Genomic DNA, 16176 nt, shown 5'->3' with positions numbered 1-16176 from the left:
AAAAAGATAAGATGAAGGTTTTTCATTTATTTTGGAGAATGTTACAAGGCTAGAATAAACATAACTAAAGATGTCAGCTATTATAAGATCAAAGAAATGATTAGGGAGGGAAATAAGATGAAAAAGGGAAAAGAGTTGTTTGCACTGCTATTTTCACTCGTTTTATTATGTTCCTGTCAGAACGATCAAGAAGAAGGAAAAAGTGAAGAATCAAAAGTTATGGACATTATTACGGAAACGGTAGATGATAAGGACTTCCTTAGTGCTTCCATGAGTGATACACCAAGAACAGTAGACTTAGAAATAGCTGATACTGTAAATACAAGTAAGTTAAAAAAAGCGATTAACACTCAATTAAAGAATCAAGATATTAGACCATATACAATTAATGTGAATCAGAGAAATATGGACATTGTAAAAAAAGAGAGGCGATGGGACAATGTTTACAGTTCTATTTTGAACGAAGTGTTTACCAAAAATGGATACAAAGGTTTTGGAATTAAGCCAGTTAATTTCGAATCGAACCAACCATTTACCCTTGCTATACATACTACAATAAATAATTCAGATCCAGGAGCCAAAGACTTTGGAAAGAAAATAGAAAAAGAGATTGATGATTTACTAAAAACAAAGAAAGTAAACAAATGGATTGAAAATGATTCATATACCGTTGAAATTTATAGTCAAGATGAACAAAAAATTAACTGATAAATAAAGATGCCTTTGATAGGGATACCGCTCCCATCTAAATGAAAATAGGTTCTGGTGCAAATATATGAAAAAGAATATGGATGATAGTAGATTCCTGACGGAGTCATATTTTATACTATAAGTCCAAACACTCGGTGGATGAACTCTTTCTGATTTTGGACAGACTGATTTTGTAAATCAATTTGTCCTTTTTTTATCATATGCATGGCTTCCACACCACTCAATATAGAAGTTGCTGTTTTATACGACTTAAATCCAAACATAGAACGCACACGTTTCTTGATAAAACGATGATCTTGTTCCACTATATTATTGAGATATCTAACTTGCCTTAACTTTATGCCTTCAGGCATACGTTTTTCTTCTTTCAACGCTTGAATTGCTACAGGATAGGCTGGGTTCTTATCTACTGTTATCACGCGAGGTTTAGAAACGTACGAAAAAGCCAAGGCTTTTTTGAAAAAGCGCTTGGCTGCTTGTTTATCTCTTGATTTACTTAGATAAAAATCAATGGTGTTCCCTTCAGAATCTACAGCACGATATAAATACATCCATTGCCCTTTTACTTTGATATAGGTTTCAGCGACTCTCCATGAGTCATTTGTTGATTTAAGATGATATCGTACTTTCTCTTCTAATTGAGGCCCATATTGATGAACCCAGCGCATAATTGTTGTATGAGCGATTGATAATCCTCGTTCTTCCATCATTTCCACAAGGTTACGAAGGCTCAAATTGTACCGTAGGTACCATCTTACTGTTAATAAGATTAGTTCAGGCTGATAATGTTTCCACTTGAATAGGTTTTGCTTTTCCATACTGATCACGTCCTTTTTTAGAGTACTAGTATCAGTGTGTCCAAGTTTCAGAGATTAGTTACATAAGTCATGTAGTTTTTGCACCAGAACCTTTTTTGGTAATTAGGGGTATTAAAATCTCTTAAGTTGATGGGCATGGCCTCAACATATCATTTCGAGAATTTTGTACGTTTAGACACATTTTCGTCACAATTAAACTTTTTTCTGTACGCTAAGAGATATTTGTTCAGAAAATCTTATATTTAGGAGTCCCGCCAACCAAATGACATAAAACCCACGTTAAGACATTTTATGGAAGGTGAAAAGACGATTTTCCTACTTTAAGGACATACTCTTTTTAAGACCTCACTTTAAAATATGTGTAAAAACAGGCAAAAAACTGCATTGAATCTCCATAATAGAGTTTTATATTATTATAGATACACAATGAAATTCTTAAGAAGATTTATATAAAATATAAAAAAACGATTCTTTCGAGGAAGAATCGTTTTTTTCATGAATGAGCATTTACATTCCTACACACTTTTTGTGAATTTAGTTAAGTTCTATACAAAGTAAGCTTACCGCACGTTTTACGTTTTCAATAGGTTTTTTGGTCTTCCTGGAGCAACACCTTTTTGGGGTTCAGCCGAGATACGTGTAAAACTAGGTCATAAATGAAGAAGTCTTTTTATTAATATTACTTGCATTACTGAATGGCGAAAAATTCAGTATAATTAAGTGGTTAATACCTATTAAGGAGGATAGAAAAACATCTGGATAATCTCAAATTAGGAGGGTGAAATAGAAATTTATGTATGGAGGAGAACAAGATCATGCACATTCTGAAAGTCAACGGCGTTGATTTGGCCTATGACAGTTTCGGCAACGAAAATGACGAGGCTATTATCCTAATAGCCGGGCTTGGAACCCAGATGATCCGATGGACGGTTCCGTTTTGTCGGATATTAGCAGCGCGGGGCTTTCGCGTAATCCGCTTTGACAATCGCGACGTAGGTTGCTCGACACACTTTAGCCATTATCGGGCGCTGGATTTTGACGCACTGGCGACTGCTCTCATGTCAGGACAGCGACCGGACATCTCCTACACTCTCGATGACATGTCCAACGACGCTATCGGACTGCTCGACGCCCTTTCAATTGAAAGGGCACATTTCGTTGGCAGGTCGATGGGTGGAATGATAGCCCAGATTGCAGCCAGTGAGTACCCTGACCGGGTTTTATCACTCACCTCCATTATGTCTAGTTCCGGTAATCCCACCCTTCCGCAAGCTTCCCCGGATGTCATGGCGATGATGACTAAACCGGCGCCGAACCCCTTTGAGGATGAAGCAGGATTTTTGGCGCACAGCCTCTCTTTTGCCAAACGCATCGCCGGCACTGGCTATCCGTTTGAAGAAGGCGCTTATCAGGCACTCATTCTGGAGGAAGTCCAGCGAGCCTACGATCCAGGCAGTGTCGGACGACAAATTGCTGCGATCGCTGTCTCAGGTGATCGTCGTCCGCGGCTGGCGACCATAAAAGTACCAGCGCTTGTCATTCATGGGGTGGACGATCCCCTGTTCGTCCCGGCGTGTGGCGAGGACACAGCTTCTGCCATCCCGGGCGCCGAGCTAATGTTGGTTGACGGCATGGGACACGACCTGCCGCACCAACTGTACAAAGTAACCGCTGATGGCATAGAGCGAACGGCTCGTCGCAATTGACACGCGCTTCCTGAATAGCAACCAGCCGGAGTACCGCGGTGCCCAATGGGACGAGTAGGCCCAGGGGCGCGCTGATTAATTTCCACCCTTGGCGCATACGACCCGGGTGGAATCGGCGGTGCTCTTGGAACGGTTGTTAAAACAGCTCCATTTCATCAACTAACGGGGCTTCCTAACAGAGACTCCATTTGAACGTATAGGGGTCACCATACATCACCATCAACCTAAAAAGAGCGAGTTACCTCAAAATGATATGAATTTTGTCCCGTTAAGAGTATTTCGATGCAACACAATTTAATTTAGTGCTAAAACGACTCAAAAGTCCTTAGCTTGGTTTATTTCCGTTTCGCTGGCGGTACCCCTTCTAGCAATCTCCAAAAACTCATAAAGTACCCCTTTGTTGAAGATCAATGCCTAAAATCCCATAAGAGCCTTTACATGTTTAGCGTTCTTTTTAGATGTTAGTTTTTCAAGTAATAAAAATGCAACATCAAAAGCTGTACCTGGATTTGAAGATGTAATAATATTTCCATCTTGAACAATTAAATCATTTTGTACTATTGCACCGAAATTCTTTAACTGCTCTTTTCGTTTACTCGTTGGATGACTGTATGTGGTGGCTTTTTTGTCTGTAAGAATTCCACTTTTACCAAGCGCTAATGATGCAACACAGATACTGGCAATAGGCTTCTGCTTGGCATAAAAATGTTGAATAACATTTAAGAATTCTCTACTGTATGCATCCCGATAAAAACCAGCTTCTTCAAACCCTCCTGGAATAGCTAGTGCATCAAACTCATTTAATTCAATATCATCAACCGTTTTTTCGGGTATGACAGTAAAATTCCAAGTACAGGTTAATTTATTCCGAAGACCAACTGTTACGACCTCGGTTGATCCATCTCCCTCCCATTTATTCCAACCTAGTACGTCTGTAAATACACTAGCTTCCACTGCTTCAAATCCGTCAGCTAATAATAATAAAATCTTTTTCATATCGTAAATCGCCTCCTAATATCCTTATTTTATAAAAATATAGAAGGCTGATAAATAAGTTGAATAAGGATATTCGATTGTTTGGCTTTATTATATAAAGAATTTAGTTTATTCTAGGTTATAAAAAAAGGTTGGATAATTTATGGATCAAATTGATAAAAAAATCGTGGGATTATTACAGTCAAATGCAAAAATTTCAATGAAGGATTTAGCAGAAGCCGTTCACTTATCTTCTCCGTCAGTAACTGAGCGAGTACGGAAGTTAGAGGAGCAACAAATTATTGAAGGTTACCATGCACATGTTTCTCTAAAAAAAATAAACCGTCCAATTTCTGCACTTATATTGTTTAAATCAAAGGATTGTAAATCATTAGCTAACTTTTGCTATAATCATCCAGATGTACTTGAATGTTACAGAGTAGCAGGGGAAATTAGCTATATTGTCAAATTAGCAACATATTCTGTAGAAAGTTTAGAACAATTTATTGATGATACAATGCAATATGGTACGCCTTCAACGAATATTGTGTTATCTTCTTATGAAAAAAAAATAATTGCTCCCTTTATTAGTGAAGAATAAAAATACTGGCCTAATCAATTAACTATTGCTTACTCAATAATCCTTAATCCTTTAAAAATAGCCCTGATTTTTCTGACCTGTATAAAAAAATCAGGGTCTCTAATCATTTTTATCGTTTTGGGGTAACCCATTTTTATTAGCTTGATAGCGATGTGGCGGTACCCCAGATTTATCAAAAAAATATAATGTTAAATATAAATATATTGAATGTTACCTAGATGATAGTAATGAAATAAATTTCAGATTAAAAAACCGTGATAGAATGCTAAGCCAAATTAAAGAGATACAGTCTGAAGAATCTTTTAAATATACTATCAAGAATAGTAAAAAACCTCCTGAATATAAGTGTTTAGTTGTAGATACTAAACAGCCTTTAGAAAGTTACATTCGAGAAGTTATGAATTACATACATGAATAACATTCTCTTTACTCAGGTAAAGGGTGCTAATGCTCAACAACATATACTCTAAAATTTTTTTCAAAATTCAAATTTATTAATTTATCAATTGTTGTTAGCACATGATTGATAAAACTTTATTTTAAAGAAACAGATTTTTGGTACTTGGGGGTATTAAAATCTCTTAAGTTGATGGGCATGTATGGTGACCCCTAATGTAGAAACACGCATATAACCAAACTTCATATTTATCATCCCCTTCACCGACTATTGTATCAAAAGCGATTAAATGAGGATATTGTTACGAATAATATTGTTACATATTTTTGTTACACTCAGTATGCAAGTTAAGTAGACTAAAAGTTTATTAATAATGACCGTAACAAAAATGGTCGTTTTTGTTACGGTCATTATTATTGGGTCTTAATATTTATACGAAAACACTCCAATCGAAAAACTTGACAAAAAACTTATTTGTGCTATAATTTACTTTTATATTTTCCGGTTATATAATAGGATTCTCCTGGCCAGGGGAATCCTATTTTTTTGTTCTAAAATGAAGGAGTGTGTTTGTATGAAGAAAGGTGAGTCAAGTTTAACTTCGTTAATATCAGCTTTTGGAAGATCCTATCATAGTCAATTTGATACCCCTAAAATCTTTAATGATTATATAGCTAAAGATTTAATTTCACAAAAAGAATTCAATGACATCAAAGACAATATGGTTCAAGGCATACATTTCTTCAACAAAGATATCGCGCAAAAGTTTAAGGGGAATACAGAAGAAATATTAAAATGGATTACACAAATTCAACTTTCTCCAACACCCTTGGCACGTGCTGCGTATTGTGAAAAAGTATTACTTAATGAAGCAATGTTGGGGGTAAAACAATATGTCATACTTGGTGCCGGGTTAGATACTTTTTGTTATCGGCATCCAGAATTGGAAAACACCTTAGAGATATTTGAAATTGACTATCCTACTACACAGGAATTTAAGAAGAAAAGATTGGATGAAGCTAATTATAAAGTTCCGAGTAATCTTCATTTTATTTCTATGGACTTCACCAAAAAGTTTTCCTGCCAAAATCTAAGAGATGGAGGATTTGGTAATAAAAAAACTTTCTTTAGTCTTTTAGGTGTTTCTTATTATTTAACGAAAGAAGAAATTTTAAATTTAATAGATAATTTATTCGCCAAAGTCCCATCAGGAAGTTCCATAGTTTTTGATTATGCAGATGAAAAACTCTTTGAAGAAAAAGGAATCTTTAATAGAGTTGAAAATATGGTAAAAATGGCTTCAGCAAGCGGGGAACCAATGAAGTCATGCTTTTCTTATTATGAAATTGAGAGAATGTTAGAAAAATCTGGGTTACTCATTTATGAACATTTATCATCTAATAATATTAATGAGCTGTATTTTGACGATCGAAAAGACTACCTATCATCCTTTGAGACCATTCATTACATTCATGCGATAAAAAAATAAAACATATTAAAGCTACTTAATAAACTTTAAAAGGATGTACCTGTAAAGTAACCGAATAATCTCTTGCTAGTGCTTACCCTGGCAATTGTTTTGAAAATCCCTGTTGTACATTTTTATCTAATTCATTGCAAAACATATCACACAGTTTTTTAATGCAGTAACTAAAGAAACAACTTTATTATATCTATTGAATGATTTAACAGTGCAATAATGCCGGTTTGTACTCCCGTTCTGTCATTAATCTTTTTTAGCTACTTAACTAGAAAATCCATATTATTGAATGAATCTTAACATCTTGTTTTTTCAGGAGATGATTTAATTAATGGAAAGTTTGCCTTGTAATGGTTGCGAAGGAATGTGTTGCGGTCCTGTTCCTATTACAAAAGATGAGTTGAAGAAAATAAAAAAGAAGATAAAAAATATGCCTAGAAAAGCACGCCTGGATTTAAAAAACTAACAACGTTATTTTGGGACCTGTATTTTCTATGACGAAATAAACGATCGGTGCGGTATTCATTCAGTACGTCCATCAATTTGTCGAGCATTTGGTTATTATAATAATCTCCTTTGTTTTCGTAATCCGAAATTAGCTTTAGCTTCCAGAAGAAACTATATAGCCAGCTCATATCCTGTCGGTATCTTAAGTGTTGATTTTACATGGAACGACTTTACTTAGGCGAAGAGTCAAAACTTTTTTAAAACGGGTCTAATCGGCTTTCTATTTGGGGTATTTACTTTTCTTAGCTTGATGGTGATCGCGTGCCAGCCCTATTAGTAAAAAATTATTAAAGTTAATAAGAAAAACAAAATTTAATTATCGTTAAATGTCTTATAAAATTAATAAAAAGGAGTGTCTGGAGGGATTTATATGGAAATTACAATTAAACCGGTTGCATATGTTCATAATTCTCGTGAAGAGATGAAAGATGATAATTGGGGTTCTGTTGTTTCAGCAATTGAACTAACTGATGAATTAAATGAATCTGCATTACAAGGAATAGAGGATTTTTCACACCTAGAAATCATTTTTCGCTTTGATAAAGTACCTGATGATAAAGTACAGTATGGAGCAAGACACCCGAGAAATAATCTCAATTTCCCTAAAGTTGGGATTTTTTCGCAAAGAGGAAAAAATAGACCGAATAAATTGGGTGTAACTACGGTCGAATTACTAGAGCATACTGGTAATAAATTAGTGGTAAAAGGATTAGATGCAATAGATGGAACACCTATTATTGATATTAAACCTGTAATGACGGAATTTCTTCCCAAGAATGAAATTAAACAAGCAAATTGGTCTACGGTTTTAATGAAAGATTATTGGAAGTGATGTGATAGATAAAAGGGGATATATATGAGTACATTTCAAAAAAATATTTTAGCTAGTTATAAAGGGATATATATTCGTGTTTTTGATAGTAAGAAAGATGATATTGAACAGTTAACCCGAGTATTAAATAAGTCATATAAAAGACTGGCTGATTTAGGTTTTAATTATCTGGCAAGTCATCAGGATTCTAGTATTACTCTTGAACGAATTAACAAAGCACTATGCCTTGTTGCCATTCGAGATAATAAAATTATTGGTTCAATTTCTTATTACTCACCAGAAAGTAACAAAGGATGTAATTGGTATAATAAAGGTAATGTAGCAACAATAGGTCAGTTTGGCATCCATCCTTCTTATCAATCAATGGGAATCGGAAGAAAGTTGATTGAATTAGTTGAAGAATTAGCAATAAAAGAAGGGATAGAGGAACTCACATTAGATACAGCTGAGGGAGCCAGTCATCTTATTAAATATTATGGTGATAAGGGATATCGTTTCATTGAATATATCAATTGGGAAATTACAAACTACAGAAGTGTTGTTTTAAGTAAAAAATTAAAATAACTACTGATAACGCTGATTATATAAAAGGAACTAAGGCCTTGCACTATCCTTAAAGCAAAAAGACGTTATCCTTTCTGTAGAATTATAGGAAAGGATAACGTCTTTTTTCATTTTAGGGGGATTTTGTTTTATTAGCTTGATAGCGATGTGATGCTACCCCTTTTTACACGTATCTCGGCCGAATCCCTAGTTCCATTGCTACACAGTCCTCTCTTCAAAAAGGAATGATTTTTCCCTTAACGTAGGAAAATCGGATTTTTATCTTCCATAAAATGTCTTAGCGTGGGTTTTATGTTATTTGGTTGGCGGGACCCCATAATAAAAGAAATCTTTTCCATTGATCAGAGGTGAAATTTTACATAATTTTACCGAAAATGACAAGAGAGCCTTTATGGCTCTCCTTTTTTTATTGGAATTAATTATTCAATTCTATTCTTTTATTCTATTCTATTAGGGTAATAGTGTCCCGCTAAAAAATGTACTTGGATCTGCTAAGACAATTCCAGTATGGGTTGAGGCGAACCTCACAACCACTACATCACCTGCTACTAAATTAATAATAGTTGTTAAATTTATAATAGGTAAACTTAGAGTCAGATCATTAGAAGTTTCTGTATTGGAAGCTATTAGATTACTATTTCTCGTTATATCTATATATATATCAACTGGAAGTACACTAGGGGCAAAAAGAATGCCGGTTGTGAATAGATAAATACCACTTATAGGAGCAGTAAAACTGTTAGTAACTGAAGAATAACCACCTCCATTATTAAATATCACATTTGCAAAACTTACTGGCTGTACTACATTAGCGGTAGTATAATTTTGGGTAGCGTTGTTTTCTGCGCGAAAATTCAAATTAATTAACGGACCCGTCGGACCGGTGGCTCCCGTTGGTCCTGTGATTCCAGTTCCTCCCGTGGGTCCGGTTGGACCAGTAGATCCTGTCGGACCTGTTATCCCTGTATTTCCACTGCCAGTTGGGCCCGTGGGTCCGGTAGCTCCTGTAGAACCTGTCGCTCCAGTCGGACCAGTTGGTAATTGGAATGGTGGAACAGGCGGTAATGTGGGGCCAATTGAACTTGGGTCTAACGCAGCGCTATGTAGAGTCTCATGTGAGTCAAATTCATTTTCCTCTGACACAAACGTCACCTCCAAAATACTTATCATATCTAATAAATGCATTTCGAAAGCGATTATGACAAGAGAGCCCAAAAGGCTCTCTTTTTTCAAAAATAGGTAAAATCTAAGGAATAGGACTTACAAACGGCAATCTTGCTGCTGCAAAGAAGGTTGGAGTAAATGGATTACCAAAAATAACTCCATCTGTAGTAGCTCTAAATCTAACTCGCACACTGTCTCCTGCTTTTAATCCATATATAGCGGAAACATTCGCGAGTGCAGTGCCAAAAATATTTACTTGAGTAGTTGAAACTATAGTTTCAGCATTGTTAAGATTTATATTTAATGAAAATCCATAAATATCAATTAGATCATTAGGGATAAACCTTATACCTGTTGTTATTGAATATACTCCGTCTTGGTTTGGTGTAAATGTTGAAACATTGTCAAATTCATTTCCAAAATCAAATTGTTCGTTACTAAAAATAAGAACTAGAACGTCCCCAGCTGTATATTGTTGTTCTTCTTCCGCTCCTTGTTTAAACGCTCTAAATGCAGACTCGATTATATTCAATCCTGTGGGTCCAGTTGGGCCAGTTGCTCCAATCCCTGTCGGTCCTGTACTCCCAATTCCAGTAGGTCCCGTCGTCCCAGTTAGCCCCGTTGGTCCGGTAGGACCTGTTACTCCTGTCACTCCAATCCCTGTCGCTCCAGTTGGACCACTTGGTAACGTGAATGGTGGGGTAGGTGGCAGTGTGGGACCAATTAAACTTGGATCTAATGCCGCTCCGTTCAGAATCTCATGCGAATCAAACTCATTCTCCTCTGACATATGTCACCTCCGCAAAATACTTATCATATCTAATAAATGCGTTTCAGAAGCTTTTATGACATTAGTAAGGGCTTCGGCTCTCTTTTTTATTTTCTTTCGATAAAATATGACAAAAAAGTTGTAACTGGATTTGTTATGCTTGGGTGGAAATCTTGCATTATTAAAGGAGATTAAATTTATGGGAAAAAATAAAAAGGAAAAACAACCAAGCGAATTAGAACTAGCTAAACAAGCTATTGCAGCTAAATATCAAAAAGAATATGGTTTTACCCCTATCATTACTACTTTAGGCCTTGGGGGCATAAAAACAGGGTATGCTGCAGTAACCAAAGAACACGTACAAATTTTCACCTATGATCGAGATGCAAAAGATGTAGTAAGTATCTCTACACATCATTTCAGTGACTATACAAACGTATTCATTGATCATTATGCCATTAAATCCAACTTCGAGTTCAAAGGGATGAAAGATACTTTTACTTTTAATCCGAATGGATCTGGAAAAGAAATAGAAAGCTTGATTAAAAGCTATACAGATATTGAGATACATAAGACTGAACGTAAATGGTATCAAAAGATACTTGGATTCCGGTCTGGTAGCAAGGCCAAAATGGTAATTGCTTCTTTAATTTATCTGGTAATCGTTGTTTCTATCTTTAATACGATTGCAGGGAAGAAAGAAGAAAAGAAACAAGAAGTAAAACCTGCTGTTACTACAAATACAGCCCCTGTAAAGGAAGAAAAGAAAGTTGAACCAAAACCAGTAGAACAACCCGTTGATAAGAAACAAGAAAAAATTAATAAATTTAAAGAAGATACTCAAAAACGATTAACGGAAACCTATAAGAAAATCGATGGTGTTAATCCTAAGATAACTATTAGTGAAGATGGAAAACTAATTACTTTCGCTTTCGATCTAGATGCATACGCAAAACATGATAAAGTAGATAAGGAGTTATCCGTGTCCACTTTTAAAACCTCTGCCGGACCATATAAAAAGTATAGAAGCATGGCATTCATATCTTATGGAAAAGAAGCGAATATCGCTAGCAAAGATGATATCGTAGTTAAAATTGTAGATTCATCTAATAATCAAGTGGTAATTGACGATGTAGGAAATTATACGGAAGAACCTAAGCAAGCGACCGCTCCAGTAAGTAAGCCTGAGGAACAACCCAAACAAACAGAGAAAAACAATACTCAATCGAATGAAAATAATGTAGTGTACGAAAATTGTACACAAGTTAGAAAAGCTGGTAAAGCTCCGATTAAACAAGGAGAACCTGGATATAGTAGTAAATTAGACAAAGATGGCGATGGAATAGCTTGCGATAAGTAAAAGTCACTCGAAAGGGTGCTCTTATTCATTTTCTCAATAATCAATATAGATAAATATGGTAAAATATTTATGGGATGGGTTAACTTGTTATATACTTGTACTGTAAGAAAAGATGTTATTAAAATTAAAGTGGTTCAAGTCGGAGGAAGGCACCTTAGGGTGTCTTTTCTTTATGCATTAAAAGACCCACCTATTTGGACTTATACAAACGTATCTGTGTTTAAGAGAAAAGTGACTTTGCTCAACCTCGTTAAACGATTTGCCATCTGGTGTGGCCGACTCATAAATAAAAAACCAGTACAAATGTCAAATATATAATCGTATACATTTTCCTTTTTATGGTAACTATAGTGTTGCAGATTGAATTTCCAAACTGAACCAAAAAATTCCACTGATTAATAATGTAAAAAATAAACTTGTACCAAAGATAAACCTGACATTAAAAAAAGGAGCAATGATATTACTATGTATGAATCATTTTTGAAGCAAATCGATACTCTTGCAGGCATGGGAAAGGCCATAATTTCTGCAAATGATTGCAATGTTGTAGAGATTGTAAAGGAGACAATCAAAAGTGGTAGGTCCGCATCATTCTACTTGACCCACGAGCAGGCCAAAACGGTTAAAGCGTGGTACTGGACACCGGAGCGTATCAAAGCTTCCAAACTCGAGCCGGTATCGAGTGAAGAGATGGCCAGAATCAAGGATGAGCTAGAGATTGATATCAATTCTTTCCGCTGTAGCCGTATCCAGTGTGAATGCGGACATGTATATGGGGGGGGGGAGTTTTTACAACAGGGACTCAGCGAGCATGGAGGGGAAGCCGTAAGAGCCGTCTTCAATCTGAAGAACTCGATGTTCCTTCAAGCCAATCCTACTTTTGTCCCTATTTGTCCGAACTGCAACCAAATGATGAGAGGCCCGGGGGGAGACGGCATCGAATACGACTGTGACCAGTATGGAGGATGTTGTTGTTGCGCCATGTAAGTTTGAATTAAAGTGGTTATCAAATTGGAGGACGGCACCTTATGGTGTCTTTTCTTTTTTCTTAAAGGGGTATCGTCACATCGCTATCAAGCTAAGAAAACAAAATACCCCCTAAAATAAAAAATACGCTATTCTTTCTGTAGAATCATAGGAAAGGATAACGTATTTTTTGATTTCTTCTATTCAATGTGTACGTTAATATTTACGCATGATGTGATGACTTATATTAACCTTTTATTGCTACTAAGGTAGGAGATATACCAAAAATAGGATTATAAAGTACATTTTTCTTGAGTGGCTCCAAAGGTAAAGAATCGTTGCCGTCCCCCTTAAACGGTTAACTAACCCCAATTTTTTTCAATTTTGACGACATGCTCAACGCTGTGGAAAAATAAGTTTATTTTCTGTTCCTAAAAGCAGCCTTTGTATATTTTCCATATGCCTGAAAATAACCATAAACGCCATTAGGAATGCAAATATATAAAAATATAAGGTATTCTCAAAAACAGGAATAAATGAAATGACCGCGACAAGCAATGTAGCACATATTGTACCTAAAGAGACATAACGGGTTAAAGCTACTATTATCACAAAAAAGCCAAGGCATAAAAGGGCCATACCCCAGTCAATCATAAACAGTACAGCCACTGCTGTAAGTGCTCCCTTGCCTCCTTTAAACCCAAAATATACCGGCCAGTTATGCCCTATAACCGCCCCTGCGCTCGCCGCTAAAAGGCTTACGCAATCTTTAGCCTCTCCCGAATAAAAGTAAACGCTAAGGAACAAGCCTATATAACAGACAATTACCCCTTTTAATATATCTCCCGCAAGAACAAACACCGCAGCAGATTTCCCAAGTACCCTCAGAGTATTGGTAAGCCCGGCGCTTTTGCTTCCATGGCTTCTTATATCCTTGCCGTATATTTTCCCTACAATCACCGCTGTATTAAGGCTTCCTAAAAGATAACCAAAAACTAAGGCCGCAAAAATCTTTAAAATATCAATCATCACTCTTCTCCCTTTACATTATTCTGAATTTCTTTTTTTCTACATCAATACAGGGTTTTAGCATTGTTCTTCTCCAGAAAATTTTTCAATAAACTTCTACTTATTTATTCATGTTAAAAGGGCATCTACAATAAGGACGTCGCGAATGACTGAATAGTCAGAAAGATTACCGGTAAAAAATCCTTCTTTAGTTACAACATTTTGGATCTAAACTCACGCTTTCCTTCTTCTAATTCAATGATCCGATCAATTAATAAAAAGGGATAACGATGGGGAATAATTTCTTCAATTTGTTAAGTTATGACACTGTTTTTATAGTTTACATAAATATGCTTATCGGAAGTTTAAAAAAAAGCCAATCCCTTGATGTAGGAGGGATTGGCTTTTGCCTGTTTTCTTACGATATACACTTTTTTATACATCGTTGATCTACCAGGCTTTTGGAGAGATGTAGCTATTTAAGGATTTCTTTTTTTTGCATATAATCCTGTATATAAATTTGAAGAAATTGTGTCAAATAAACTAGTTTACTTCCAAAATTGCCACGACTTAAGGTCTTACCTTGTGAAAAACCAAATAGCAAATAATATAACAGCGCTTACTAAGTAAACGAGCAAACTATTCCCAAGGTTCATTTTCCGTAGTAGTTTAAAATCACTTTCCCATCAACCTCAGCGTGTTTTGCTAATTGTAAATGATGATGCTTTGTCATTAAAATCAGGCAAGTTAAATACCTTTTCACCGTTCGTATCATTAATTAATTCTTTTGTTTCTCCACCATAGTTAGCGTGCTGATAAAGTACAACTTTCGTATATGCACCTACGATTACCGATGAAGCCATATCGTTAAATGAACTACCAATTGGACTATTATCAAATGAAGGGCGAGAGGTTGTTTCTGTATAATTAGATCCTGAATTTCCATCGTTTTCGTAACTATGTTGTAAAAACGTTACACTATGCGCTGGAAGCTGATCAATCTCGTACGATGATATTCTATTATCAAAAGTAGTTAGGTCGTACGTTTTTACATAATCACTATCATTTATAACAGTATGTCTGTATCCAGATTTATTTGAATATTCGTAAACCACTAATCTTGTATGTGGCTCCAATGCTACACTAGAAATTTTATCATCAAAGTATGAACCTCCTGGACTATCTCCCACCCAATTTCTTGACATTGTGTCTATATATGATTGACCTGATCCGGATGGATTTTCATAAAACGTTACACTGTGAGATGTTGGAGTCGTAGTACCTAATTCAATAATATACGATGACATTTTGTTATCAAAAGAAGTTAAATTTATTAGTTGATCGACATTTGTAGTGTTTGTATAGACAGAGGAAGCTCCACCATAGTTTGCATCCTCAAAAACGGTTAGTTTTGTACCTGGAGTTAGTTTCACGCTTGAAGCCCGATCATTAAATTCGTCCCCGCCAGGACTGCTGGACATAAACTGTCTTGATAGGTATGTTCCTCTTACAGTATCTCTAAAGCTTTGTCCATTTCCATTTAACTCGTCATAAAACACCGCATTGAAATAAACTGGATAAGCATTGTATCCATCTAAATGGTACACAATGTAAGAAGAAGTTTTATCATTATAAACTCCATTCGCTATTGTACTGAGGTTATAGAAAACATCTTGGTCTGTATTATTTGAGAGATAATACGTGGAGCCAGTATAGTTTTCTCCATCATAAATTCTCAATTCTGTTCTAGCTGCCAATGTCACACCTGATATATTATTATTAAACTTCCAGCCCCCAGGACTATTATTCACACTGGATCTGGAGACAGATTCAGTATACTCAGCTCCAGTGTTCTTTCCATTTTCATAAAAAGTAACACTATTCGAACCGATATCCTCAATTTTATAAGACGAAGTTTTATCATTGAAACTTTGCGTTAGGTCGAAAAATTTATCTGCATTCGAAGCATTTGTAACGATATAAGACACACCACTAAAATTTTCACCATCATATAATGTTACTTTTGTATTCTTTCCCACAGTCAAACTTGAGATTGTATCATTTAAATTTGAGTCACCAGGACTACTTCCAAAATTGTTACGTGAATATGAATCAGTAAATTTCGTTCCAATACTTGGATCTTGCACATAGAATGTTACATTATTCTTTGAACTTGTAGCTGCTTCAGCTGTACCTACAGAATTTGATAAATTGATAGAATTTCCTAATACTGCAGCTAATGCAACTGAGATTACTAGAAATTTTTTTCTCAATTTACGCATTTTTTCGCCTCCTAATTTTAAGAAAAATAGAATTAT

16 protein-coding genes and 2 pseudogenes are annotated in these 16176 nt (G+C 35.6%); 11 read left to right on the top strand and 7 right to left on the bottom strand.

Annotated features, from left to right (window positions below):
- Positions 1 to 117: 117 nt before the first annotated feature.
- Complete coding sequence (locus DJ93_RS03430; protein ID WP_042979197.1) at positions 118 to 708, top strand: DUF4030 domain-containing protein; 591 nt, start codon at positions 118 to 120, stop codon at positions 706 to 708.
- Between the two features lie 113 nt (positions 709 to 821).
- Here the strand turns inward: DJ93_RS03430 and DJ93_RS03425 are convergent, their stop codons facing one another.
- Positions 822 to 1529 (bottom strand): IS6 family transposase, encoded by a 708-nt coding sequence (locus DJ93_RS03425; protein WP_042979196.1) that lies wholly within the window; start codon positions 1527 to 1529, stop codon positions 822 to 824.
- A gap of 815 nt (positions 1530 to 2344) precedes the next feature.
- Here DJ93_RS03425 and DJ93_RS03420 point away from each other — a divergent pair.
- The gene (locus DJ93_RS03420) at positions 2345 to 3235 is read left to right on the top strand and encodes an alpha/beta fold hydrolase (protein WP_042979195.1); all 891 of its coding nucleotides are present in this window, start codon (positions 2345 to 2347) and stop codon (positions 3233 to 3235) included.
- A gap of 414 nt (positions 3236 to 3649) precedes the next feature.
- Here the strand turns inward: DJ93_RS03420 and DJ93_RS03415 are convergent, their stop codons facing one another.
- On the bottom strand, positions 3650 to 4231 hold the full coding sequence (locus tag DJ93_RS03415; RefSeq protein ID WP_042979194.1) for a DJ-1/PfpI family protein: 582 nt from the start codon (positions 4229 to 4231) through the stop codon (positions 3650 to 3652).
- A 142-nt stretch (positions 4232 to 4373) separates the two neighbouring features.
- Between DJ93_RS03415 and DJ93_RS03410 the strand changes: the two genes are divergently transcribed.
- From DJ93_RS03410 to DJ93_RS03390, 7 genes and pseudogenes are all read left to right on the top strand, one after another.
- Positions 4374 to 4811, top strand: a complete 438-nt coding sequence (locus DJ93_RS03410; protein WP_000372088.1) for an Lrp/AsnC family transcriptional regulator — start codon at positions 4374 to 4376, stop codon at positions 4809 to 4811.
- Positions 4812 to 4980: 169 nt separating this feature from the next.
- Positions 4981 to 5229 (top strand): annotated as a pseudogene (locus DJ93_RS34600) (AAA family ATPase); the annotation flags it as partial.
- A 553-nt stretch (positions 5230 to 5782) separates the two neighbouring features.
- Complete coding sequence (locus DJ93_RS03405) at positions 5783 to 6697, top strand: class I SAM-dependent methyltransferase (RefSeq protein WP_042979193.1); 915 nt, start codon at positions 5783 to 5785, stop codon at positions 6695 to 6697.
- A 322-nt stretch (positions 6698 to 7019) separates the two neighbouring features.
- Positions 7020 to 7154: a hypothetical protein gene (locus tag DJ93_RS34765; RefSeq protein WP_374937198.1), complete on the top strand. Its 135-nt coding sequence runs from the start codon at positions 7020 to 7022 to the stop codon at positions 7152 to 7154.
- A gap of 21 nt (positions 7155 to 7175) precedes the next feature.
- Complete coding sequence (locus tag DJ93_RS34760; protein ID WP_374937199.1) at positions 7176 to 7373, top strand: YkgJ family cysteine cluster protein; 198 nt, start codon at positions 7176 to 7178, stop codon at positions 7371 to 7373.
- A 192-nt stretch (positions 7374 to 7565) separates the two neighbouring features.
- On the top strand, positions 7566 to 8027 hold the full coding sequence (gene tsaA / locus DJ93_RS03395) for a tRNA (N6-threonylcarbamoyladenosine(37)-N6)-methyltransferase TrmO (protein WP_042979192.1): 462 nt from the start codon (positions 7566 to 7568) through the stop codon (positions 8025 to 8027).
- 24 nt (positions 8028 to 8051) lie between these two features.
- The gene (locus DJ93_RS03390; protein ID WP_042979191.1) at positions 8052 to 8591 is read left to right on the top strand and encodes a GNAT family N-acetyltransferase; all 540 of its coding nucleotides are present in this window, start codon (positions 8052 to 8054) and stop codon (positions 8589 to 8591) included.
- A gap of 450 nt (positions 8592 to 9041) precedes the next feature.
- Here DJ93_RS03390 and DJ93_RS32785 read toward each other — a convergent pair whose 3' ends face one another.
- The gene (locus DJ93_RS32785; protein ID WP_241484256.1) at positions 9042 to 9734 is read right to left on the bottom strand and encodes an exosporium leader peptide-containing protein; all 693 of its coding nucleotides are present in this window, start codon (positions 9732 to 9734) and stop codon (positions 9042 to 9044) included.
- Positions 9735 to 9837: 103 nt separating this feature from the next.
- The gene (locus DJ93_RS34355) at positions 9838 to 10545 is read right to left on the bottom strand and encodes an exosporium leader peptide-containing protein (RefSeq protein ID WP_080743333.1); all 708 of its coding nucleotides are present in this window, start codon (positions 10543 to 10545) and stop codon (positions 9838 to 9840) included.
- A gap of 178 nt (positions 10546 to 10723) precedes the next feature.
- Here DJ93_RS34355 and DJ93_RS03375 point away from each other — a divergent pair, with 178 nt between their 5' ends.
- Complete coding sequence (locus DJ93_RS03375) at positions 10724 to 11884, top strand: excalibur calcium-binding domain-containing protein (RefSeq protein ID WP_042979190.1); 1161 nt, start codon at positions 10724 to 10726, stop codon at positions 11882 to 11884.
- Between the two features lie 465 nt (positions 11885 to 12349).
- Positions 12350 to 12871 carry a hypothetical protein gene (locus tag DJ93_RS03370; protein WP_052109525.1) on the top strand — a complete coding sequence of 174 codons (522 nt, stop codon included), beginning with the start codon at positions 12350 to 12352 and terminating at the stop codon, positions 12869 to 12871.
- 375 nt (positions 12872 to 13246) lie between these two features.
- On the opposite strand, the gene plsY is transcribed toward DJ93_RS03370, so the two are convergent.
- The 3 genes and pseudogenes from plsY to DJ93_RS03360 all read right to left on the bottom strand — a co-directional run bounded on the left by plsY (position 13247) and on the right by DJ93_RS03360 (position 16140).
- Positions 13247 to 13879, bottom strand: coding sequence for a glycerol-3-phosphate 1-O-acyltransferase PlsY (plsY, locus tag DJ93_RS03365; RefSeq protein WP_042979189.1), 633 nt, complete (start codon positions 13877 to 13879; stop codon positions 13247 to 13249).
- A gap of 117 nt (positions 13880 to 13996) precedes the next feature.
- Positions 13997 to 14169 (bottom strand): annotated as a pseudogene (locus DJ93_RS33625) (hotdog family protein); the annotation flags it as partial.
- 381 nt (positions 14170 to 14550) lie between these two features.
- Positions 14551 to 16140, bottom strand: a complete 1590-nt coding sequence (locus DJ93_RS03360; protein WP_042979188.1) for a hypothetical protein — start codon at positions 16138 to 16140, stop codon at positions 14551 to 14553.
- Between the last annotated feature and the right edge of the window lie 36 nt (positions 16141 to 16176).

Origin of the sequence: Bacillus clarus, assembly GCF_000746925.1 — a bacterium.
Lineage (GTDB): Bacteria > Bacillota > Bacilli > Bacillales > Bacillaceae_G > Bacillus_A > Bacillus_A clarus.
Note: the sequence above shows the minus strand (reverse complement) of the source record. Positions and strands in the feature narration are given on the sequence as shown.